Below are 22,779 nucleotides of genomic sequence, written 5' to 3' on the forward strand. Positions count from 1 at the left end.
AAATTTCACTTTATCCTATTTAACAATATAACTCATGTGGCAATAGTACATATGGTGAAGTTTTGTATAATTTGTGAAAAATATTCCATTTTTATGAACGAAATATTAGAAAAATCAATTTTGTTACAAAAAGTTGAAATCGAAGTATTTTAAAAGAAAAAGGTTTATAATAAAAATATAACTAATAACAACATTACTAATTATAAGGAAGTGTAACTATGAGTACTGTAACAATCGTATATGGTATTATTCTTTCTACAATTATTGTTTTATTTATTGTCGGGGTATCGCGTTATATTCATAAATGGAAAGAAGGAGTTGCGAAATTAAATCACATTGAAGAAGAACTTAGTGATTTAATGTTACATCATGGTAAGTAAAAAGTTTATTTTTTAACTAAACAATGTGAAAAAAATCACAAAACATGCTCTCATCATGAAGGCATGTTTTTTTGTTATGTTGTTAATAGGCACATTTATAAAATTTCCCCATACGATACAGTGTAAAATCAGAAATGTTCGGAGCGGGAAAGAGGGATTGAATGAGTAATTCAGGTTATGTTACAGATAATAAAAATTTAAAGAAAAGCTCAGGAACGCCAAATCTTTTCTTTGATTCGAGAAAAAATGTCTTTTTTAAAAGAGATGAGAAAAACGTTGCATATGAAGTTACCTCAACGCAGTTACCTGCGATGATAGGAGGGGCGTTTGTTGATTTATTTATGACGAAAGGGCATATGCGGGAACCACATTGGCATCCGAATGCGTGGGAATTAGATGTTGTTGTATCAGGAGAAGCAGTTACATCCATTTTAAATCCCGAAACGAATCAATTGCAAAATTATCATGTGAAAGCGGGGCAAACTGTCTTTATTCCAATGGGATGGTGGCATTGGATTACAGCGGTAACAGAAGAAGTACAATTACATTTGTTCTTTAATAACGATCAGTTTGAAACAGCAGAGGGATCAGACATACTTAGATTAACACCGCCAGAAGTATTTCAAGCTGCATACGGTGTAAGTGCAGAAAAATTAGGAAAGGACCTTTCGCCAATTAAGGAGTCAGTTGTAATTGGTCCTCCTAACTCAAATCGACTAAATAGAGTTAAAGAAAGTGACGACTCAAATATAGTTGTTACGTTAAATGGACAAATAACATCATGTGAAATAGAGTAACTCTTTCTTTTTTTAGGAAGAGTTACTCTGTTTTGTATAATTTTGTATTTTTATTCGTTATAATTATTATATAGAAGGGAATTTATAGAGGGGGCATATTGTGAACATATTAAAGATTATAGGAATTGTTGCAGGAGTGATTGTAGTAGCTGTTATAGCTTTCTTTGTTATTATGAAGTACTATTTGTCAAAAGAAGATCCTGATTACGTATTAAACTACATAAAAGAACATAAAGGTGATGAAACATGTTCATTACTTATTAGAAAAAACGGTGAAGTAGTAACATCTGTAAATGAAAATAAAAAATTACCATTAGCAAGTATGGCAAAAATCGTAATAGCAGTTGAGTTTGCTAAACAAGTGTCAGAAGGGAAAATCCGCCGCGATGAACAAATTTCATTGAAAGAACTAGAAAAATACTACGTTAAAGATACTGATGGTGGAGCACATCCTGCCTGGTTAGAAGATGCTAAAGCTAGAGAGTTAGTGAAAAATGAACAAATCTCTTTAGAAGAAGTTGCCAAAGGGATGATTCATTATAGTTCTAATGCAAATACAACATATTTATTAGAGAAACTCGGGATAGATAGAGTAAATGATAGTATAAAAGAATTAGAGCTTACTAGTCATGATACGTTCTCTTCGTATACTGCTTCACTATATATGAGAGGGTATGTAGAAAAAGAGCTTAATGAGCCAGAAAATCAATCGTTAGAAATGATACGTAACATGTCTAATGATGAATATAATAAACACGTGTTACAAATACATGAATGGATGAAAGATGAAAGTGAATGGAAGAAACGTGATATACCATTAAAAATAGATATGGAATTCCAGCGTATTTGGTCAGATCGATTAGTGAGTGCAAATGCTAAAGATTATTTGAGTTTAATGGAAAAGATAAATAGTAGAAATTATTTTCCAAAATCAATGCAAGATGAAATTGATAATGTTTTTAAAGGAACAGTTGAAAATAGTAAGTTGGAATATGCTGGTCAAAAAGGTGGTTCTACCGCATTCGTATTGACAAAAAGTTTGTATACTACAGATAAGAAAGGGAATAAGGTAGAAGTTGTAATTATGTTTAACGATATAGAAGATCAAGTTGCATATCAAAAGCTGAGAAATAATATAGATTATTTTATTCAAGATGCTATAACAGATGAAGAATTCAGAAGAAAGTTATAATGGAATAATTTTATTATGTAAACAAAAGAGCGCTTTTTAAAAGGCGCTCTTTTCTATTCATGATACAGGATTTCCTATTTACTGCATGGAATATAGATTGAAACTAAGAAAGGAAGTTGAATAATGACTACAGTATATTTCGTTCGCCACGCTCACTCTACATATACAAAGGAAGAAAGGGAACGTCCCTTATCTGAAGAAGGAGAGATTGATGCAGGTAATGTAACAAGTTTGTTAAAGGATAAAAACATTGATGTTGTTATTTCTAGCCCGTATAAAAGGGCGATTCAAACCGTGCAAGGAATTGCGAATACATATAATTTATCAATACAACTGGAAGAAGATTTACGGGAAAGGTTATTAAGTAAAGAGCCAGTAACAGATTTTAACGATGCTATTCAGAAGGTATGGGAAGACTGGACTTTTGCATACGAAGGCGGAGAATCAAATGATGTAGCGCAAAGACGCGCTGTAATATGTATGCAAAGTATATTAAAAAAATATAAGGGTAAGAATATTGTAATAGGTACTCATGGGAATATTATGGTATTACTAATGAATTATTTTGATTCGAAATATGGTTTTCAGTTTTGGAAAACCCTTCATATGCCTGATGTGTATAAATTAACTTTTGATAATAATTGTTTCAGTTCTGCTGAAAGAATACAGTCTACAGATTATCAGATAAATAATTTGTAAAAGTTTATCAAAAAAAGAGGAAAGGGAGAAGGTATTGTAGAAGTATGACTTTGTAACATAAAAAATATTGGTTAAAGGAGGCTGTTTACATGTTTGAGAAAGAGAAAGAAGGGCTTATTGAAGTTCACAACGTATATGAAATCGCACCAGCAGATGGAGCAATTATAGGTATGGCAACGGAAGAAGAAATGGAGATTGCTGCTGAACTAGAGTTACAGTACTATGCCCATTCTCGTTTATTAGAAGCAAATATTCAGTTAGACGGTTCCTCCTATAAAGAGTTACTTCAGGAGTTCCAGGAGTACGAAAGAAAATCAATGAACTTTTGGAGAGCAATACATAAACGTTTAGCTGTGCCATGGGCATGGGTACTACGTATTGATGTTGCGAACGGTCCTATATATGTAAGCAATGGGAGTTCGTATTATGAAGAAGTCGATGATGAAGAAGACTATGAATAGATAAGTAAGGAAGCAGCTTTAGTTGCTTCCTTTTTTTATTTACAATAAGTGAATGGCTTCAATGATAGCATCTGGACGATCGTTTTCTATCCCGTGACTAGCATGTTCAGCCAAAATGTATTGGCTGTTTATTGAGAGATTTAATTGTTCACGAATAAGTTCTTGCCACATATCTTCAAGTTGTGTAGCTTCTTCTTTTGGCATACCGCCCTCAATCAATTGAGCAATAGAATATTGAGGATCTCTACCGATAACGATTAATGGTATTTCTAATGTTTTATGTTGTTTTTTTATTGAGCGAGCACAATTTTTCCACTCGGACAGTTCAGAAGCTGTCGCTTTATATAAGGAAGGAGGTGTAGAAAATTTGATATGCTGTTTTGTTGTATTGACGAGCATAGATTTTAGTTCATTATAAAGTACTTCTGCATCCATGTTGGAGTAGGTATGATATTTTTGTAGCCACATATCATCAGAATCAGTTTGATCAGAAAGCGGTAAATGCAGTTCATCTAATCGGTGTAAGTTCATGGAAGTAGAATCAACTAAAAGAAGTGCTTGCGGCCTATCTTCATGTAACATTGCAAAATGTTGTGCACATAACCCTCCATAGGAATGGCCGATTAGAATGATTGGCTCGTGAATATGGAGTTTGTTTAGTAACATATGTAGTTCCTTTGTAACTTGCCTTGCTGTACGTGGAGTATTTCCTAGCTCACTTTTTCCGTAACCTGGGCGATGGTATGAAACAACTGTAAAGTGTTGTGAAAGCTCTTCTATAATAGGGAGCCAATCATAAAATGAGCAAATCATTCCTGTTTGAATGACTACAGTTTGTTTACTGTTACCTCTTATATATACTTCTACAGTTTGTCCAAATATCTCTACTGATCTATTAATAGTAATTCCCCCTAAGCTTGAAATACTTTTTGGCAAGTAAAGACGATACACCAGGCACATATGCCGAAGAGTATAGATGTACTAAGTGAAAAGGAGTTCTTTAAACCGATATAAACAATAAATAATAGTAGTGCGGATGCAGGAAATCCATATAATACACCTAAAGCGAATTGACTTAATTCTTGTTTACTCCCACCTTCGAAAGAAATCCAAAATAGGCTTAGTAAACTAACGAGTGGAAGGGCAGCAATAAAGCCGCCTATCGTACTATAATGTTTAGCGACTTCAGTAATAACGCCGATAATAAGTGCCGAAACGATTACTTTAACGAGGAAATGCATATTTTGCCTCCTTCGCTAATAACGAAAAGGCTTTTTCAATTAATTGTTGTTCTTCTTTTGATAACTGTGATTCTAATATTTTTATCTTTTCTTTATCTAGTAAAGTATGTTTTTCTAATACTTCAATGCCTTCTTTCGTTAAAGTAAGGTTTACAACCCTTTCATCGTGTTTGTTTCTTTCTTTTATAATAAATCCTTTTTGAATAAGGCGCTTTACGTGTTCAGATGCTGTGTTATGAGAGAGACTAAGCTCAGTAGCAACTTTTCCAATTGTTATATCTTTCTCACGAGAAACGATTTGTAAAATACGAATAGCTTGGTGAGAAAGGTTGTCTTCATATTCATAGCGTAAGTGATAGTATATTGTCTCCCAATGTGGATTAATGTCTTTCATATTATAATTCCCCCTAATTTTTATATCGTATCATAAGATATATTCGCTTGATAAGAATTAAAATCCTGTTATTTTCATAATAAATGTTGAAAAAGTTTATTTTTATTGAAATATAAGGTAATCTATGTGTAAAGGTATACATTTAGCAAGAGAGAGGATGATAGCTGTGAATACATTTAAATGGATTAGTCATGAAAAGATGTATGTAGATCAAATACATGTTGAAAAATGTGGTCCTCTTTCAGTCGGCGTATATGGAGGAAATCAAGAGAGTGATGCATATGAAAGAGGAGATGCAGTGCTAGCTTGGTGGGATCCGAAATTAGAATTTGAATTTGTTATGATTTTTGATACACATCATAAAACGAAAAATATACATTATATAATAGAAGCGATTTCAGAAAGAGAAGAAAAACTAAAAGAGTTATTTTCATACCCAATCCATTTAGCTTTTCATCATACACATATGTATTTATTAGCGTTATTTACAGATGAGCTATTTATCGAGAAATGTGACCAAGATGATGAGGAACTTGCATGTTTAATTTGTTTACGAAAAGGCGAGTTCTTATATTGGCTATCAGTTGGTGATTGCTTTGCGTATTTATTCCATTCAGAGCAAACGAAAAATGGAAAAGGTAGGCTAAATAAGCGTAAGAACTATGAGTATATAGGAAGAAAAAATGTTTTTGCAGCGAATACACCTTGTTTTACATCAGGGGTAAGGGGATTAGAAAAAGGTCAGAATCACATTGTAATGGCAACGGATGGTATTTTAGAGTGTGATAAACTAAAGTTTGATGATGATCAATCTTTAGTAGAAATATTACACGACGGATCTTGTTTACAGATTGAGCCTGTATTAACAAATGTACTTCAGTGGAAAGGTAGAGATTGTGCCACTATTATTGGATGGTCCATCGATACTGAAAATAGACAATGTGCCAATTAATAAATGAAAGAGAGTTCAAGGGTTTTTGTCCTTGAACTCTTTTTTGTTAAGCAATATGAATATGATACGTTTTTAACCATTCATTTACTTGTAGCATATACTCCATAGCACTTCTTGCTTCAAAATTGGTAATCTCTTTGTTACTTTGATCAGCAATTGCAAGTAATATGGAATGGTTAATGAGTGAGAAAACAGGATTATTTTTATTGCTGCACATATCAAGCGTTAAATTGCGGATTGTTTGTAAATAGTGTGGATCCTGTGAAGTAGGATAAGCGCTTTTTCTTCTATTTCGCACATCATCAGGTAAAGCCGGTTTCAGTGCTCTACGTAAAATACCTTTTTCAATATTATCAATACTTTTGACGTTAAAAGGTACGTTCCATAAATATTCAACTAATCTATAATCACAAAACGGTACACGAACTTCAAATCCGACAGCCATACTCATACGGTCTTTACGGTCGAGTAAGAACGGAAGGAATCGTGTTAAAAATAAATAAAACATTTGACGCTGTTTCGCTTCTTTTTTGTTTTCGCCTTCAAGAGTAGGTACTTCAAGAGCAGCCTCATGGAATCGTTTATTAATATAATGCTCAGGATTACATTGATTTGTTACTTCGCTTAATAATAGAGAAGATGTGTTTTTCCAGTTTGTTAACCACGGAAACTTATCTACATATAATAGTTCTTCTTGATGAAACCAAGGATATCCCCCGAATACTTCATCAGCAGATTCTCCAGATAAAGCTACGGTTGCATCTTTTTTCATTTCGCAAAATAGTAAATAAAGTGAAGTTTCCATTTCACCAGCACTGGGTAAATCTTTCGCGTGAAGGGGAACGAATAAGTGATTTGCTAACTCTTCAGCATTCACAATAATGTCATGATGCGATGTCCCTACATGTTCAGAAACACGTTTTACCCAAGGAGCATCTAGACCAGTTCGAGCAAATGTCAGCTCGAAATCTTTTGCGCTGTTTACAAAATCAATTGAATACGTGTGAAGTGTTTTGTTTTCCTCTGCAAATTCTTTACCCGCAAGTGCAGTAATACCGCTAGAGTCTAATCCGCCTGATAACATACAGACGAGAGGAACATCGGCAATTAATTGTCTTTTTACTGTATCTTGTAAAATAGATAAAATATGAGAAGATGTGTCTTGGGTAGAGTCTGTATGGATCTTACTTTCTAAATTCCAATACTTCTTAACCACTTTTTTATCACGTGTGAATGTTATAGAATGTCCAGCACGAACTTCTTGAATATGTTTAAAGACGCCACATCCTGGAGTTCGAAATAAGCCTAATCCAAATATTTCATTTATTCCATCCGCATCAATTTCAGCAGGAACAGATGGATGAGCTAATAATGCTTTTATTTCAGATCCGAAAATAATACTGTCATTTCTTTCTGTATAAAAGAGTGGCTTTACGCCTAAATGATCACGTGCTAAAAACAGTTGTTGCTTCTGATCATCCCATAAGGCGAAAGCGAAAATTCCGTTTAAATGTTGTACGCAGTCTTCTTTCCATTCTAAATAAGCATGTAGTAATACTTCTGTATCTGAATGCGTTTCAAATGCATGACCACATTTTCGTAGTTGCTCTCTCAGTTCACGAAAATTATAAATTTCTCCATTATAAGTAAGAGCATACGTATAATCACCAGCACGAAATGTCTTCGGCTGCGTCCCGCCTTCTGGGTCAATAACAATTAAACGTCGGTGTGCAAAAGCTGCATGAGGTGAAAACCAAAATCCTTCAGCATCAGGACCGCGATGCTGAATACTATTCGCCATCTTTTCTAAAATAACATGTTTATTTGAAAGATCTTTCTTCCAATCTACCCAACCTGTAATTCCACACATACAAATTTCATCTCCTAATTTAAAATTATAAAAGTAGATTAATTAAATGAAATGTACACTAGGTTAAAGAGTGTCTGCATAAATAGTGTACTACACTAATTGAATTACAGACTTGAGAAAATTTTCTTCAAGCTTATATTTATATGAGACAATGGCTAAGGAAAAGTATTCCATTACATACAAAAAATAAAAAAAGATGCGAGAAAAAAATTTCCAAAACGTTATATAGGGTGTAAAAGCGTTTATAAAAAAATAAGGGGAATCGCTACATGAAATCAAATGAGAAAAATTTTATAAAAAGATTACAACGGCAAAAAGAAGATGCGCTAGAATTCGTTGTCGATACATACTTACCACTCATAAAAGGAATCACGCACAAAGTTCTTCTTCCAGTTCAAAATGATGGACTCATAGAGGAATGTGTAAACGATATATTTCTTTCCATTTGGAATAACGCAAATAAATTTCATGGAGAGCCAAATGATTTTAAAAAATGGATTGCGGCAATTGCGAAGTTTAAAGCGATTGATTATTACCGGAAAGCGACTAGGAAAGTAGAAATTATTTCAGATGAGTTTCATATTAGTACAGAAAAGTCAGCGGAAGACGAATTAATCGTTATGGAAGATAGGGAAGAATTATTGAAGCTTATTAATCAATTAGAACCGCTAGATCAAAAAGTGTTCATTATGAAATATCTTCTCGGTATGAAGACAGAGGAAATAGGTGACAAATTAGGATTAACCAGGGCAGCGATAGATAATCGTGTGTACCGGGGAAAAAAGAAACTACAACAAAATGCTACGAATATTAGTTTTGGAGGTAGTGCAATATGAAAGACATTTATGAACTATTAAATGATATTGATATAGATGAAAAAGAACTTGAGGAAATTGAGGCTTCTGAAATTGAAAAAGAAAAAGTAAAACGCAATGTAAAACAATCGATACGTACGAAGAAAAAGATGAAAAGTTGGAAAAAAGGTGTTGCTGCAGCATCTATTTTAGTAGGGTTATCAGTTGCAACGCTTGGTATTGGGTTTCCTACATATGCTGGAGGATTGCCAATTGTAGGTGACATATTCCGATTTTTAGATAATGGTAGAACAGGGTTATATGAAAATTATAAAGAGTTTTCGACTGAATTGAATATGACGAGGGAGAGTAATGGGGTTAAGGTTACAATTAATGATGCTGTGTTCGATGGTAGAACAATTACAATCACATATTCTATTGAAAGCGAAAAAGATTTAGGAGAGAAACCGTTCCCATTTGGAAGTCCGCAAGTGATGGGCTTTAATGGTGGAGGAGGTAGTTCGGACGTGACAAAAGTTGGAGAGGGAAAATATGTAGGTATGACTACGATGAGTGGTCATGGTAGTGAAAGGTTAGATGTTGCAAATGTTTGGTGGGATATAGAGGCAATAAATATGTATGAGGAAAAGAAATCTATAAAAGGGAATTGGAATTTTGCCCTTACTGTTAAGGGAATGGATAGTAAAGAAATTAAGCTTCAAGGAATTTCTGAAAAAGAAGGAATAAAAGTAAACATAGATAAAATGGAAGTAACCCCGATGTCCTTTATCGTTTTTTACAATCAGGAAGAATCTAAGGCATTACGAAGTATATGGGATAGCGCTGATGTGGAATTAGAAATAAAAGATGATTTAGGAAATAAATATGCAGGTGAAGGAAATGGCGGAACTAGTACAGTAGCAGAGCCACATAAAAGTAGTTGGAGTGCTACATTCCAAAAGTTAAACGAAAATGCAACAAAGCTTATCGTTACACCTCGTGTGCACTTGCGAGTTCATACACCTGAAAATCATGGTGGAGTGGAGTATGTGAATGGAAAAGAGAAGAAAATTGAAGTGCCGAAAAAAGAAGCGAAGAGTAAAGATATTGTTCTAGATGATATCGTAATTGATTTAAAGAAATAAAAGAGAGACTGCCTAAAGCCATTAGGCAGTCTTTTTTCGTTAAGAACAAGTAACGAGCAATGCATGTGGATGCTGCGTTTTATATTCATCTTTCCACGGAATGTTTAGTTGTTCCCACGTTTCACCGCTATCATTGGATTGAAATACGCCATTGTTATTTAAAGTGTAAAACGTATGTGGTTCTGCTTGGTTTGTCGCAAACATTGAAATGACTGTACCAATTGCAGAGGGTAGACCTTGCTGCACTTGCTCGAACGGAGTATCTTTCGTTTTTCGATAAATATAAGATTCATAAGGAATACGGTGATGAGCAAGGTCGGCACTTGGTGCGGCAGAAACGAGAATTGTATCGCAATCAGCCGGATCGATAGCCATACTGTATAAATAATGATGTTCAAGTCCTTCACTGCATGAGATCCAGCTGTTTCCGCTATTATAACTTTCAAGGTATGCGCGATCAGGTCCGCCCATAAATCCGTCACCGCATGATGCATAAAGGCGATTAGGGGCTTCAGGGTGCATAAGCAGTTGATGAGCATCAATAGGAGCACCGAATTTTTTATCAATCCATGTATGCCCTCTATCATTACTTTGAATAACAGCACCAGCTTCAATTGAAACATGGATTGTATTTGGAGTGTTTGGATCAACTGTAATCCAGCGAACGTGATGGGTGAAAGGTCTAGGCGGAAAAGCCCACGTATAAGAAGATAATAATGATTTCATATTTTTAAGTTCAGTCCACGTTTCACCACCATTTTCTGAACGGAATAAAGCACTAGGTTCTGTACCTACATAAACGACGCCGTAGCCGTTAACTTGTTCATTTGAGCTTATCGTTATAGAAGTAATAGAAGAGTGTAAAATACCATCCTCTTTAGGGAAATCAAAGTAACGATATGAATCTCCAATTGGTCTCCACGAATCCCCGCCATCGTCACTTAGCCATAAACCTCGTCCAAATGTGCCGCAATAAACACGATTTGTTTGGAATGGATCAACCACAATACAGGTAGGTTGCATATTTTGTAAATGATATGTGGTTTCATAGTTACCATATTGTTCTTTTACTACAACAAGTTCACGCTCCATGCAGAGAAATAGTCGTTTCAATTTTGTAACCCCCTTAAAAATTCTTTCATTAGTAAACAATATGAAAATAAAAAAGAAGTAGTCTTGTTTTTAGTTGAGAAAAAGGACTTGTTTGAAAAGTAGCGAAGTTTGTATACAGAGGAAGCGGGATAAAGTGAAACTTTAATCAGTGGGGTATTGTTCATCTTCTACTGATTAGTAGCATTCACTATCGGGCGTTAATGGGGGATAAAGATAGGGAATGTGTTTCATACTAACATACAGATATTGCACTTAAAGGAGCATTTGTATGGGGCACTCACATGATCACGGTCATTCAAAAAATAAAAAAGCGTTATTAATTGCCTTCTTATTAACAACAAGCTTTATGATTGCTGAAGTTATTGGCGGATTTGTAACAAATAGCTTAGCACTATTGTCTGACGCAGGGCATATGTTAAGTGATGCAGTATCCTTAGCTTTAAGTTTACTTGCGTTCAAGCTTGGGGAAAAAACGGCAACGGCCGCGAAAACATATGGGTATAAGCGAGTCGAAATGTTAGCGGCATTATGTAATGGTGTCGTTCTTATTGTCATTTCAGTATATATTTTTATTGAAGCAATTCGTCGTTTTAAGGAACCAGTTGAAATCGCTAGTAATGGAATGCTCATTATTGCTGTGCTTGGTCTGCTTATTAATATTGTATCAGCTTGGATATTAATGAGAGGCGGAGATGTGAAAGGTAATTTAAATTTAAGAAGTGCGTTCTTACATGTACTAGGCGATTTATTAGGTTCAGTTGGAGCGATTATTGCTGCGTTACTTATTAAATTTTTTGGATGGACTGCTGCAGATGCGGTTGCTAGTATTCTTGTGTCTATTTTAGTCATTATAAGTGGATGGCGTGTAACACGTGATACAGTTCATATATTAATGGAAGGTGCACCGCAGCACATAGATGCTGAAGAGGTGAAAAATACATTATTAAATATTACTATTGTAAAAGAAGTTCATGATTTACATATATGGTCTGTAACATCAGATTTTCAAGTATTAACTTGCCATCTTATTATCGAAGGTAATGAAACGCAAAGCGTATTGAAAGAAGCAACGGATGTATTAAAGGGGAAATTTCATGTAGAACATGTCACCATTCAAGTTGAAATAGAAGGTGAATTTAACCATAATGAGACAACTTGCAAAGTATGAAAGAAAAAGGGTATGAAAAAATGTCATAACATTTTTCGCGTGGCATACATATATATAATGTGGCCACAAATACTTTGTAAGGTAAATATTTCATAAGATTACTTTACTTATTAAGAATCATCTTTTATAATCAAAAGTGGTAATTGATAAAGATTATCATTTTCAATGATCGTAGAAAGGAGTTTTTTAAAAGATGAGTAGTCAACTCCGTTTTGCTGTTGAAAATCGTAAGAGACATTTAATTGATGAGTTAATTGGAGCAGGGGTGTTTAAGATTCGCGACCGACAATTATACGAGCTGTCTTTAGAGGAATTGGAAAAAGAGTACGAGCATATTGAAGATTACGCAAATATTCAGGCATAGCACATAGATTATTAAAGAAGGAGCTGGTTACACTTTTGTGTAACCAGCTTTATTATTTCATAGAAATTATTTTTTGTATTTCTTTCATTGGACGGAGCCAGTTTTGAGACATCATTTGTTCCATTCGTTTTTCATCCTGTTTTTGTAGTGCTTGAATTATAGAGTGATGTTCTTTAATAGATTGACTTGCAGGCACGAAGTTTTGGAAAAATAAATATTCAAGGCGTAAAATGTGAAGTTGCATATTTTCTAGAAAAGGTTCAATATATCGGTTTTTAGCAATAGAAGTAATTGTATTGTGAAATCGTATATCTAGTTCTAAAGCTTTTTTTGAATCTTTTTCATGTATAGATTGTTGAAAAGCATCATTTATCTCGGAAAGTAGTTTAATATCAGCGTCTGTAACTTTTTGAAGTGCTTGCTTTCCTATAATTGAGTGAAGACCAGCTATCGTCTCATAAATGATAGATACGTCGTCTAACTTAATAGGCGCGATTTTCGTTTTTTGCCCAGGTACCATTTCAACTAATCCAGAAAGCTCTAAAATTTGTAAAGCTTCTCTAACAGGTGTTCTGCTTACTCCTAGTGCTTCTGCCAATTCCCCATCATTTATTTTCTCATCAGGTCGTAAAACACCTTCTATAATCCAATCTTGCAGTTGATTTAAAACGAGTGACTTTGCTGAAACTCTTCCTGGTTTTTTATAATTTTGAGGGACAGGCATAGTGAATTCAATCCTTTCATTGTATATGTTTCTTTTTCGTATTAACAAGCTTTAATTTTGGTTTTCCTTTATCCGGTTTTTGGCTTAATATGAGCACCATTACAATTACACAAAAAGCACCTAATAACTGAAAAGATTGAAACGGTACGTGCAAAATAAGCACAGAAGAAATAATAGCTGCGAGTGGTTCTGTACAGCCAAATAATGTTGTTTCTTTAGGCGTAAGGTATCTTATGCTATCTAAGTATAAATAAAATGCGATGAGTGTCCCGAAAATGACGACAAATGTAATGAGCGGGAGGGTACTTAGTTTTACATATTTCATAGTTGATAATAAAATGAATTCGTTTGTGGAAATAAAGTGTAAAATCGTTACGCCAATCCCCCCAATGATCATCCCCCATCCAACGATAACGGATGAAGACCACTTTTCTAACAATTCTTTTGAATACAAACTATAAAATGCAAGAGATAGTCCAGATAAAATGCCCCAAATGATAGCAGGTGTAGATACAGCTAAGTTATGAACAGAACCGTTTGTTAATAGGAGAAAAGTCCCTACTAATGAGAGGGTAATTGAAATATAATCAATTTTTGATGGACGAACGCTCCATTTGAAAAGTAAGTATACAGTGATAAATATAGGGGCTAAATATTGTAACAAAGTTGCAACAGCAGCGTTTCCTTCTTTAATAGAAGCGAAGTACGTGTACTGTACAGCAAGCATGCCTAAAAGACCGAACAAAATTATCTTATTTGCATCAGACTTTTGTTTCCAAATTCCAAATATTTCTTTTTTGTTCGCTCCGAATGATGACATAATGAGCAAAATAGCACCGGATATAAGCAAACGGATTGTAACTAACCATTCAGTGGAAACGTTTTCGAATTGAAAAAGTTGTTGCGCAGCTGTTCCGGATAAGCCCCATAAACAAGCACCGATTATGACCATTATAATTCCTTTTAATCGATTTGGATCCATAAAATATATAGTCCTCCTTTCAAAAAAATATATATTAGATACAATATGCAATATATCACTAAATGGAGTATTAATAAACTGAAATTTCTAATTAAAAATAAAATTGTTTAGTAAGAACGATCATCTTTTTTGTGTATAGTAAAATATCGTAGGGGAGAGTTATATGCTAGCAGGATTTTTGGTTTGTTTATTTGTTGGATTACTTATCATTTTTTTAGGCTATCAAATACATGTGAAAAAGAGATTGTTTTTGTTGGCAGGCTATCAGGAAGAAACGTTTGTTGGAGATAAAAATAAATTAGCGAAGCTTTCAGGTGTGTTTTCCTATATAGTCGGAGTTGCTACTATACTATTACCGTTTGGCTTAGAAAAAATAGGTGATGTAGTTGGTATCGTATATGCTATCTTAATTGTTTTAGGTACAATTGTGTTTCTTATTAAAGCAAATATGTTAAATAAGAGTACTACAAAGTGAAAAAGGCTCCATGCTACGGAAGCCTTTTTATTATGAAGTGAAAGTAAAAGCGGGAATAGGATCAACAAATGTATTTCAATCTTGTTTCATTTCTTTTTCTGTTAATAGAACGATTCATATCGATGCCGATAAATACAAGTTCAGTTATTTGATCTCCATATCGTTCATCCAAGTTTTTCAATGCTTCTGGTTCTAAGGAATGCTATTTCCACTTGTGAAAATAAGTAAAGTAGAGAAGATTAAGAAGCCAGCAAATCCATATGTATATGATGCTTTACCCCAATAAGAATGGGTAATTCTTCATCTTTTTATGAAATATAATCATAATCGCGGCGCCAAAAAAATAAAGATAAGAGTAATTTGGTTTGTTAAAAATATGTGTATAAGGAGATACGCGATGAACTGGGTTACTCATAAACCATCGTTTGAATTTGAAAAATTTAGTCCTATTATTCGGTCACAATCTGCGTGGAGTGGGCATTTAGATTTCGCATATGATTTAGTAAGATTTGAAGAACCAGCAACTTTAGTTGAGTTAGGTACGCATTTAGGTGCTTCCTTTTTTAGTTTTTGCCAGGGGGTAAAAGATGGTGGGTTAGCCACAAAATGTTTTGCTGTAGATACTTGGGCTGGAGATGGGCATACAGGTCCATATGGAGAAGGGGTTTTTCAAATAGTAGAAAAAGTGGTGAGGGATAACTACCTGAATATAGGGAATTTAATTCGGTCTACTTTTGATGATGCTCTGGATGAGTTTCAAGATGAAACGATAAATCTTTTGCATATTGATGGCTATCATACGTATGAAGCTGTTTCTCATGATTATAAAACATGGTTACCTAAAGTTGCTAAAAACGGTATTGTATTATTTCATGATATTGAAGTTAAAAACGGTGATTTCGGTGTGTATAAGTTTTGGGATGAGGTCAAGGTGAAATACCCTCATTTTCAGTTTGGGCATTCATATGGACTCGGAGTTTTATTTCCGAAAGGTTGTAGCGATAAGTTTTCGGAAATACTTAAAAATAAAGAAGAGATACAAAATATGTATAAATAAAAGAGGGGCATGCATCGATTAAATGATGTGTGCTCTTTTTTTATGTGGAAATATATTATTACATATGAGGTGAAAGCGGTAGTAAAAAGTTTTGTTGAGGCAAATATTAAAAAGGTTATTATGGGTTAATAATTAGTGGGGATGGATAAAACCCTCATTGATTAAAGTTTTATTTCATTAGGTGTTTTTATCTAAATAAATAAAAATACAACATTTTTTATATTTTTCATTGCGAAAAGCGCAATCTACTTTTACAATAGAAAGGGTTGTGAATATATTATACTGAAAAAATAAATCGAAATAATATGAAAATTTTGTTTTGTCTTCGCTAATTGTATACTACATACACGTAAGACTACATACATCATGTTATCGACTTGTAAGGAGAGAAAAAAATGAAAAGTGTAAGATTACCATCGATGCTAGAAATTATTATTCTTTTATGCCTATTTCTTGCTGTCGTCTTTTCCTTCCAAACGATTTTTGATCTCCCAATTCAATTAGCGCTATTTATTTCATGGTTTTTAGTTATTGCGCTTGGATTAAGATTAGGATTTCGTTATCAAGAATTGCAAGATGCAATTACGAAAGGGATTTCTAATGGATTAGAAGCAATTCTTATTTTAGTTGCAGTTGGGGCTTTAATTGGAACGTGGATTGCTGGTGGGGTTGTACCTACATTAATTTATTATGGATTAGAATTCATTCACCCTAGCATATTCTTATTGGCAACTTTAATTATTTGTTCAATCACTTCTATCGCGACAGGAACATCATGGGGAACAGTTGGAACTGCAGGTATTGCTATGATGGCGATAGGTGAAGGGCTTGGATTACCACTTCCGCTTGTTGCGGGTGCAGTCCTTTCAGGAGCTTATTTCGGAGACAAATTATCACCACTTTCTGATAGCACAGTTCTTGCAGCTTCTATGGCGAAAGTAGATGTTATCGCTCACGTTCGAGCTATGCTCGTATTAGACGTTCCAGCTTATATTATTACCAGCATTATGTTTACTGTTGCTGGATGGATGTATGGCGGGGATAATGTAGATTTAAATAGAGTTGAGTTTTTAAAAGAATCTTTATTAAAGCACTTTGATATTAAAATATGGATGCTTGTTCCAGCGGTAATTGTTATTGTGCTATTGGCGATGAAGAAACCATCTATGCCAACAATTGCTATGGGAGCTTTAATTGGTGCAATTTGGGCAACACTTTTCCAAGGAATGAACTTTGGAGAGGCAATTGGAACAGCATATAACGGATTCTCAATTCAATCTGGTGTCGAGTTTGTCGATAAGTTATTAAACCGTGGTGGAATTAATGGTATGCTTGGTTCAGTAGCTGTTATTATTTTCGGATTAGGTTTTGGTGGATTACTTGAAAAGTTAGGTGTTCTAAAGGTAATCGTATCGAAATTTGAGAAGAAATTAAATTCTGCAGGTAATGTAACATTGTCTACATTAATCGTTGCATTTTTAGCTAACATATTTGGTTGTGCGATGTACGTATCACTTATTTTAACACCAAAAATTATGGAAGATAGCTATGATAAATTAAAAATAGATCGCCGCGTATTAGCACGTAACTCAGAAGTAGGTGGAACTTTGACCTCTGGTATGGTTCCATGGTCTGATAATGGTATTTTTATGGCTGGTATTTTAGGTGTATCAACATTATCATACGTTCCATTTATGTGGCTAAGCTTCGTATCACTCATTTTAGCAGTTATTTATGGATATACAGGCAAGTTCATTTGGTATGTAGATGATGCGGATAAAGGAAAGCAAGCATCATAAAAAAATTACCTTCTGCGGTGGCGGAAGGTAATTTTTTTTATATGTATCAATGAGAATTCTTATCATTTGATGGAAAGTCTGTTAAAATAAAAGATGTAGGTATTTTATTTTCAAGGGGATGAAAAAATGGAGTACAGAATTGAAAGAGATACATTAGGAGAAATGAAAGTTCCAGCTGATAAATTATGGGCAGCACAAACGCAGCGTAGTAAGGAAAATTTTCCGATTGGAACAGAGCATATGCCGCTTGAAATTGTAAAAGCATTTGCGATTTTAAAGAAGAGTGCAGCGCTTAGTAATCAAAAATTAGGAAAGCTATCAGAAGAGAAGACGCAAGCAATTGTGGAAGCTGCTGATGAAGTTATCGCAGAAAAATGGAATGAACATTTTCCACTTGTCGTATGGCAAACGGGTAGTGGTACACAATCGAATATGAATGTAAATGAAGTAATTGCAAACCGCGGTAATCAAATTTTGAAAGAAAAGGGATCTGACGTACATATTCATCCGAATGATGACGTGAACATGTCTCAAAGTTCAAATGATACGTTCCCAACAGCACTTCATGTAGCGTGTGTAATTGCGGTAGAAAACCATGTATTGCCAGCTATTACGAAATTAAAAGAAACATTAGCAGAAAAAGTAACTGCATTTGAACATATTATTAAAATCGGTCGTACGCATTTACAAGATGCAACACCTTTAACGTTAGGACAAGAAATTAGCGGATGGCACCGTATGCTTGAAAAAACAGAGCGTATGATTGCAGATAGCAATACATATATGAAAGAATTAGCAATTGGTGGTACTGCGGTTGGAACTGGAATTAATGCGCACCCTAAATTTGGTGAGATGGTAGCAGAAGAAATTAGTCTGTTTACAGGTAAACAATTTGTTTCTGCACCAAATAAATTCCATGCGTTAACGAGCCATGATGAAGTTGTATTTGCACATGGAGCATTAAAAGCATTAGCTGCTGATTTAATGAAGATAGCTAACGATGTGCGCTGGCTTGCAAGTGGTCCACGAAGTGGTCTTGGGGAAATTATTATCCCTGCAAATGAACCAGGAAGCTCTATTATGCCAGGTAAAGTAAATCCAACGCAAAGTGAAGCATTAACAATGGTTGTAGCACAAGTTATGGGGAATGACACAACAATCGGATTTGCTGCGAGCCAAGGTAATTTTGAGCTAAACGTATTCAAACCAGTTATTGCTTACAACTTCCTGCAATCTGCTCACTTATTAGCTGATGCAACCGTTTCGTTTAATGATAAATGTGCAGTTGGTATTGAAGCAGATGAAGAAGTAATTAATGAAAATGTAAATCGTTCATTAATGCTTGTAACAGCGCTAAACCCACATATCGGGTATGAAAATGCCGCGAAAATTGCAAAGCATGCCCATAAAGAAGGGTTAACTTTAAAAGAAGCAGCATTGCAATCTGGACTACTAACAGAAGAGCAATTTGATGAGATTGTAGATCCGAAAAAAATGATTGCTCCGAAAGAATAATAGAAGAGGCCAAGATTCTTAATTTAGAATCTTGGCTTTTTTATCCCGCTATTTGCCGGGCAGTAAAACTCCTACCTCAAAATTCGGCTGAAGCAAAGAAGTTAGGTGGGAGCCCTGCTGCCCATAAACGCCCGATTGGTGAAGGCTAATAATCAGTGGGGGATGAACAAAACCTCCACTGATTAAAGTTTCACTTTATCGCATATTAATTTTTAATTCCTTGCGGAAAAGTAAATACACATAAAGGGTCATATTTTTTACTGATTTTTCTTAATTTGTTCGCATGTGTCCCGTAATAAGCGTTCATATAATCTTTCAAATCGCTGTATGGGAAATTGATGAATGAGCTTTCTGTTATAGATTCTATATAGTCAAATCGGCTTTCTAACCATTGGGAATTATCCTTTTTAACAATCGGATCTTCCCATATAGTTTGGATTCCTAGAATATAATGTGCATCACGGTAATAAAAAGCGCTCGCATCTTTACCTACATCTTGAATTTTTCCTCCAAGGGGGTAGAGACTTATAGCTGCAAAAATACTGCCGGAAGCTCTATCTTTAATAAGACTAATAATTGTTTCGATTTCTTCCTCGTTATATTGTTTATGAACGAACCGGCCTGTAGATTTAAATTGTTCAGACGGTGGATATGAAGATTCTACAATGGCCATTGCTTCAAGAAAACTGATATATTGTAAATTCATCTTCACCCCGTTTATATTGAGTAAATCTTGTAGAATGAACGCTGCATCTTCTGGGGTACCGTAATATAAACCTCGTCCATATATTGCAAGTCCTTCCACAGCAGAGTTGTATATGCTCGCACCGATTGTCATCTTACTATTTAAATTTACTAGCCAGCTTTGCCATGTGTGAAGAAATTCCTTTTGGATGTCTACTGAAGCGTTAGGCCAATATAGTTCAACGAAAGTAACTTTATCAACTATTGGAGGGAGCTTAAAAGTTAGCGAAACAACGATGCCAAAATTTCCGCCACCTGCCCCGCGACAAGCCCAAAATAAGTCTTTATGGCAAGTTTCATTAGCTGTAATTACTTTACCTTTATAGTCAATTAATTCTAACTCTATTAAATTGTCACAACCAAGGCCGAAATACCTACTAGAATAGCCCCAACCTCCACCTAAAGTGTATCCACTTACTCCAACAGTTGGACAAGTTCCTCCTGGAAATGGATAACCTTTTGAAGAGATAAAGTCATAGACTTGTTTATTTTGAGCACCACCTTGAATGACTAATGTATTTTTATGTTCATTAAGCTGCATACAGTTCATTTTACTTATATCAATTACGAGGACATTGTTTCCGATAGAATATCCTTCGTAATGGTGTCCACCAGAACGAATGCGAATAGCGATTTCATTTTTTCTCGCCCAAATAATCGCATTACTAACACCCCATTTCGTAAAACAATAAATGATAGCTAAAGGAAACTTTTGAATAGCTCGATTCCATTCTTGTCTAGCTTCTTCGTACTCACAATCATATCTTGTAATAATTTCACCTGTTAATCCTTCATAACTTAGCTCATACATAATAAGCACCTTTCATTCATTTTGTGTAGTAGTTTGTTTTTCTAGAAATAGTGTATGTTCGTATCGTTTGTTTGTGATGAAGGCGTAGTATCTTTATGTAATAAAAAATAGACTAACTATTGGAGAGTTAGCCTGAGGGGAGAATAAATATGTAAACGGCGGTTTTACTTGGGGAGGATATTCAATTCTTATATAGTTATCCTAATAGTATTGAACTGTCTCAAACAAAATTATTCATTTGAGGTACTATTGATTATTTTCACATTTGGCCAGTTTTCTTTTAAGAGTGAAATGAATTTCTCCTCTTCTTGTGGTACGAAAGATGTTACTGAGTCGAATAAATTATAATGAATTTCTATTTGTTGTCTTGTCCAATTTTCTGAACGAAGCTTTTTACCAGAGTATTTAATGTGGCGTATATTTTCAAATGGAATTTCAGTACGGAGTATGAAACCATGTTTAACAATAAGGGCAGATTCCGTTATTTTGTAATGAGAAAAATAGAAAGAAGAGAGATTCACGATATTTAAGAGCATCATGAGAGTGAAAAAAATAGAATTCTCATTTTGAAAGAATAGAGAAATGAAAAAAACGACTAAAAACAATGAGATTAAAATGATATGAAATGGATTTTTTTTCGCTTTAAATTTCAAGTAAATCACCTCGGTATACCAGTCATTAAAATAATTAAATCACAATATTGTAATGAAACGTAAAAATATGCAATATTACATATTCTTACGTTTCATTATTCGTGTAAACTTTTTTTGATGGGGTAAATTTGAATGGAGTTTTCAAAAGTGGAGTTGCATAAAATGATTTGCAGAAAAAGTATTAAAGTAATAGTCATAATTAGTTGTATGATGATTAGTGGTTGTTCAAATAGATTCGTTGAGGATGGAAATCGAAAACATGTATTTGTAAAAGCAAGTAAAGTTTTAGTAGAGGTTGTTTATAAAATATATAAAAGGTAAAAGGTGTTTTCGTATATGGAAACACCTTTTTTGTAGTTTAAATTGAATGCTGAAGTTTTGGAATGTGTGAATGCCGGTTCCATGTTGAATTAGGTTTGTAGCACTTAAATATTGAACAGCATATTTCACATCTTAATAATAAGTGGTTTCTAAAAACACATTCGCTGTTTGTTGGGATAAGTCCTTTTTATAACGTATAAATAGATATTTTTATAAAAGTTTGTAAAATAGGTAAACGAAATATTGAATTGTTTGCTTTTGGTATGGTAAGATGATGGAGTGGTAATAAACGGTATCGTAATTTGTTTATGGTTTTAATAAACCTTTTGGAGGAATGTTTAGTATGAGTGATATTTCAGAGAAGTTTTGGGATGCGTCGATAGAGGAATTGAAGAAAGGGTATGTATTTGACGAGGAAGCAGAGGAGTATGTTTGTTTAGCTTGTGGAGAAACGTTTATTAAAGGGGTTATTTATCAAGAAAATCAAGTTTTGTATGAAGCAGAGAAGTTTGTACAGTTGCATATTCAAAATGAGCATACATCTATGTTTGAATATTTATTAAATCTTGATAAAAAGTTTACAGGCTTAACTGATTTGCAAAAGAAAATGGTTCAGTTTTTCCATATGGGACTTAACGATAAAGAGATTGTAAAAGAAATGGATGGCGGGAGCACATCGACGATTCGCAATCATCGATTTACATTGCGCGAGAAAATGAAGCAAGCGAAAGTATTTTTAGCGTTAATGGAATTGTCAGAAGAAAAATCAAAAGTTCAAACTAAATTTGTACCGATTCATAGAACAGCTACGATGGTGGATGATAGATACAATATTACAGAGGAAGAAAATGCTGAAGTTTTAACAGTGCATTTTACAGAAGGTTTGGATGGACCGCTTTCTAAATTTCCGAAAAAGCAAAAGCGTAAATTGATTATATTACGTCATTTAGTGAAGAAATTCGATAGTAATAAAAAGTATACTGAAAAAGAAGTAAATACAGTTTTAGAAAATATATATCCGGATTTTGTAACTTTGAGAAGATATTTAATCGAATATGGTTTTTTAGATAGAACAGCTGATGGAAGCCAATATTGGGTGAAGTTATAAGAATGAAGAGAAGAAAATGA

At 34.2% G+C, this 22,779-nt stretch carries 26 protein-coding genes and 2 pseudogenes; 18 read left to right on the forward strand and 10 right to left on the reverse strand.

All coding sequences use genetic code 11. The features are described from left to right. Positions 1-36 precede the first annotated feature (36 nt). From B5P40_RS00510 to B5P40_RS00535, 6 genes are all read left to right on the forward strand, one after another. On the forward strand, positions 37-153 hold the full coding sequence (locus B5P40_RS00510; protein ID WP_002031004.1) for a hypothetical protein: 117 nt from the start codon (positions 37-39) through the stop codon (positions 151-153). A gap of 65 nt (positions 154-218) precedes the next feature. Further along, a complete protein-coding gene (locus B5P40_RS00515) occupies positions 219-380 on the forward strand; it encodes a hypothetical protein (RefSeq protein WP_000109008.1) in 162 nt (53 codons plus the stop codon). 161 nt (positions 381-541) lie between these two features. Beyond that, a complete protein-coding gene (locus B5P40_RS00520) occupies positions 542-1,177 on the forward strand; it encodes a cupin domain-containing protein (RefSeq protein WP_002086416.1) in 636 nt (211 codons plus the stop codon). Between the two features lie 100 nt (positions 1,178-1,277). After that, positions 1,278-2,369, forward strand: a complete 1,092-nt coding sequence (locus B5P40_RS00525) for a serine hydrolase (protein WP_002189099.1) — start codon at positions 1,278-1,280, stop codon at positions 2,367-2,369. Positions 2,370-2,492: 123 nt separating this feature from the next. Then, on the forward strand, positions 2,493-3,068 hold the full coding sequence (locus B5P40_RS00530) for a histidine phosphatase family protein (protein ID WP_002030998.1): 576 nt from the start codon (positions 2,493-2,495) through the stop codon (positions 3,066-3,068). 89 nt (positions 3,069-3,157) lie between these two features. Continuing rightward, the gene (locus B5P40_RS00535; RefSeq protein WP_000461762.1) at positions 3,158-3,529 is read left to right on the forward strand and encodes a hypothetical protein; all 372 of its coding nucleotides are present in this window, start codon (positions 3,158-3,160) and stop codon (positions 3,527-3,529) included. A gap of 39 nt (positions 3,530-3,568) precedes the next feature. Here B5P40_RS00535 and B5P40_RS00540 read toward each other — a convergent pair whose 3' ends face one another. From B5P40_RS00540 to B5P40_RS00550, 3 genes are read right to left on the reverse strand one after another with little or no spacing between them, the layout of a single operon-like run. Continuing rightward, positions 3,569-4,489 (reverse strand): alpha/beta fold hydrolase, encoded by a 921-nt coding sequence (locus B5P40_RS00540; protein ID WP_113708676.1) that lies wholly within the window; start codon positions 4,487-4,489, stop codon positions 3,569-3,571. After that, a complete protein-coding gene (locus B5P40_RS00545) occupies positions 4,441-4,770 on the reverse strand; it encodes a DUF3147 family protein (RefSeq protein ID WP_002086410.1) in 330 nt (109 codons plus the stop codon). The genes B5P40_RS00540 and B5P40_RS00545 overlap by 49 nt, the downstream gene beginning before the upstream one ends. Further along, a complete protein-coding gene (locus B5P40_RS00550; protein ID WP_002189102.1) occupies positions 4,754-5,164 on the reverse strand; it encodes a MarR family winged helix-turn-helix transcriptional regulator in 411 nt (136 codons plus the stop codon). Before B5P40_RS00550 ends, B5P40_RS00545 begins: the two co-directional genes overlap by 17 nt. A gap of 124 nt (positions 5,165-5,288) precedes the next feature. Here B5P40_RS00550 and B5P40_RS00555 point away from each other — a divergent pair, with 124 nt between their 5' ends. Then, positions 5,289-6,116 (forward strand): PP2C family serine/threonine-protein phosphatase, encoded by an 828-nt coding sequence (locus tag B5P40_RS00555; RefSeq protein WP_002012083.1) that lies wholly within the window; start codon positions 5,289-5,291, stop codon positions 6,114-6,116. Positions 6,117-6,162: 46 nt separating this feature from the next. Here B5P40_RS00555 and asnB read toward each other — a convergent pair whose 3' ends face one another. Then, positions 6,163-7,986, reverse strand: a complete 1,824-nt coding sequence (asnB, locus tag B5P40_RS00560; protein WP_113708677.1) for an asparagine synthase (glutamine-hydrolyzing) — start codon at positions 7,984-7,986, stop codon at positions 6,163-6,165. 269 nt (positions 7,987-8,255) lie between these two features. Here asnB and B5P40_RS00565 point away from each other — a divergent pair, with 269 nt between their 5' ends. Continuing rightward, positions 8,256-8,822 (forward strand): sigma-70 family RNA polymerase sigma factor, encoded by a 567-nt coding sequence (locus B5P40_RS00565; RefSeq protein ID WP_002189106.1) that lies wholly within the window; start codon positions 8,256-8,258, stop codon positions 8,820-8,822. Then, positions 8,819-9,925 (forward strand): DUF4179 domain-containing protein, encoded by a 1,107-nt coding sequence (locus tag B5P40_RS00570; protein ID WP_078175710.1) that lies wholly within the window; start codon positions 8,819-8,821, stop codon positions 9,923-9,925. The genes B5P40_RS00565 and B5P40_RS00570 overlap by 4 nt, the downstream gene beginning before the upstream one ends. Before the next feature lie 39 nt (positions 9,926-9,964). Here B5P40_RS00570 and B5P40_RS00575 read toward each other — a convergent pair whose 3' ends face one another. Next, positions 9,965-11,038, reverse strand: coding sequence for a beta propeller repeat protein (locus B5P40_RS00575; protein WP_002189109.1), 1,074 nt, complete (start codon positions 11,036-11,038; stop codon positions 9,965-9,967). 268 nt (positions 11,039-11,306) lie between these two features. Here B5P40_RS00575 and B5P40_RS00580 point away from each other — a divergent pair, with 268 nt between their 5' ends. After that, a complete protein-coding gene (locus B5P40_RS00580) occupies positions 11,307-12,206 on the forward strand; it encodes a cation diffusion facilitator family transporter (RefSeq protein WP_002012090.1) in 900 nt (299 codons plus the stop codon). Positions 12,207-12,399: 193 nt separating this feature from the next. Beyond that, positions 12,400-12,570: a Fur-regulated basic protein FbpA gene (fbpA, locus tag B5P40_RS00585; RefSeq protein WP_002012091.1), complete on the forward strand. Its 171-nt coding sequence runs from the start codon at positions 12,400-12,402 to the stop codon at positions 12,568-12,570. Between the two features lie 52 nt (positions 12,571-12,622). Here the strand turns inward: fbpA and B5P40_RS00590 are convergent, their stop codons facing one another. Together B5P40_RS00590 and B5P40_RS00595 are read right to left on the reverse strand one after the other, a co-directional pair. Further along, on the reverse strand, positions 12,623-13,294 hold the full coding sequence (locus B5P40_RS00590) for a GntR family transcriptional regulator (protein ID WP_002030983.1): 672 nt from the start codon (positions 13,292-13,294) through the stop codon (positions 12,623-12,625). 16 nt (positions 13,295-13,310) lie between these two features. After that, complete coding sequence (locus B5P40_RS00595) at positions 13,311-14,276, reverse strand: DMT family transporter (RefSeq protein WP_002168697.1); 966 nt, start codon at positions 14,274-14,276, stop codon at positions 13,311-13,313. 163 nt (positions 14,277-14,439) lie between these two features. On the opposite strand from B5P40_RS00595, the gene B5P40_RS00600 reads away from it, so the two are divergent. After that, complete coding sequence (locus B5P40_RS00600; RefSeq protein ID WP_002064702.1) at positions 14,440-14,751, forward strand: DUF3784 domain-containing protein; 312 nt, start codon at positions 14,440-14,442, stop codon at positions 14,749-14,751. A 75-nt stretch (positions 14,752-14,826) separates the two neighbouring features. On the opposite strand, the pseudogene B5P40_RS33250 reads toward B5P40_RS00600, so the two are convergent. Then, positions 14,827-14,944, reverse strand: a pseudogene (locus tag B5P40_RS33250) (cobalamin biosynthesis protein); the annotation flags it as partial. Positions 14,945-14,947: 3 nt separating this feature from the next. On the opposite strand from B5P40_RS33250, the pseudogene B5P40_RS33980 reads away from it, so the two are divergent. From B5P40_RS33980 to fumC, 4 genes and pseudogenes are all read left to right on the forward strand, one after another. Continuing rightward, positions 14,948-15,037: pseudogene (locus B5P40_RS33980) on the forward strand (TIGR03943 family putative permease subunit); the annotation flags it as partial. Between the two features lie 111 nt (positions 15,038-15,148). After that, positions 15,149-15,808, forward strand: coding sequence for a class I SAM-dependent methyltransferase (locus B5P40_RS00610; protein WP_002168696.1), 660 nt, complete (start codon positions 15,149-15,151; stop codon positions 15,806-15,808). 395 nt (positions 15,809-16,203) lie between these two features. After that, entirely contained in the window at positions 16,204-17,607 is a 1,404-nt protein-coding gene (nhaC, locus tag B5P40_RS00615; RefSeq protein ID WP_002126686.1) for a Na+/H+ antiporter NhaC, read from the forward strand. A 126-nt stretch (positions 17,608-17,733) separates the two neighbouring features. After that, a complete protein-coding gene (fumC, locus tag B5P40_RS00620; protein WP_002035171.1) occupies positions 17,734-19,122 on the forward strand; it encodes a class II fumarate hydratase in 1,389 nt (462 codons plus the stop codon). A 205-nt stretch (positions 19,123-19,327) separates the two neighbouring features. Here the strand turns inward: fumC and B5P40_RS00625 are convergent, their stop codons facing one another. Continuing rightward, complete coding sequence (locus tag B5P40_RS00625; RefSeq protein WP_113708678.1) at positions 19,328-20,677, reverse strand: FAD-binding oxidoreductase; 1,350 nt, start codon at positions 20,675-20,677, stop codon at positions 19,328-19,330. A 230-nt stretch (positions 20,678-20,907) separates the two neighbouring features. After that, positions 20,908-21,330, reverse strand: a complete 423-nt coding sequence (locus tag B5P40_RS00630; RefSeq protein ID WP_033708974.1) for a PH domain-containing protein — start codon at positions 21,328-21,330, stop codon at positions 20,908-20,910. Positions 21,331-21,462: 132 nt separating this feature from the next. On the opposite strand from B5P40_RS00630, the gene B5P40_RS00635 reads away from it, so the two are divergent. Together B5P40_RS00635 and B5P40_RS00640 are read left to right on the forward strand one after the other, a co-directional pair. After that, a complete protein-coding gene (locus B5P40_RS00635) occupies positions 21,463-21,651 on the forward strand; it encodes a hypothetical protein (RefSeq protein ID WP_012260704.1) in 189 nt (62 codons plus the stop codon). 343 nt (positions 21,652-21,994) lie between these two features. Continuing rightward, the gene (locus B5P40_RS00640) at positions 21,995-22,759 is read left to right on the forward strand and encodes a DUF2087 domain-containing protein (protein WP_002126691.1); all 765 of its coding nucleotides are present in this window, start codon (positions 21,995-21,997) and stop codon (positions 22,757-22,759) included. Positions 22,760-22,779 lie beyond the last annotated feature (20 nt).

Source organism: Bacillus sp. SRB_8, assembly GCF_003264205.1.
Lineage (GTDB): Bacteria > Bacillota > Bacilli > Bacillales > Bacillaceae_G > Bacillus_A > Bacillus_A mycoides.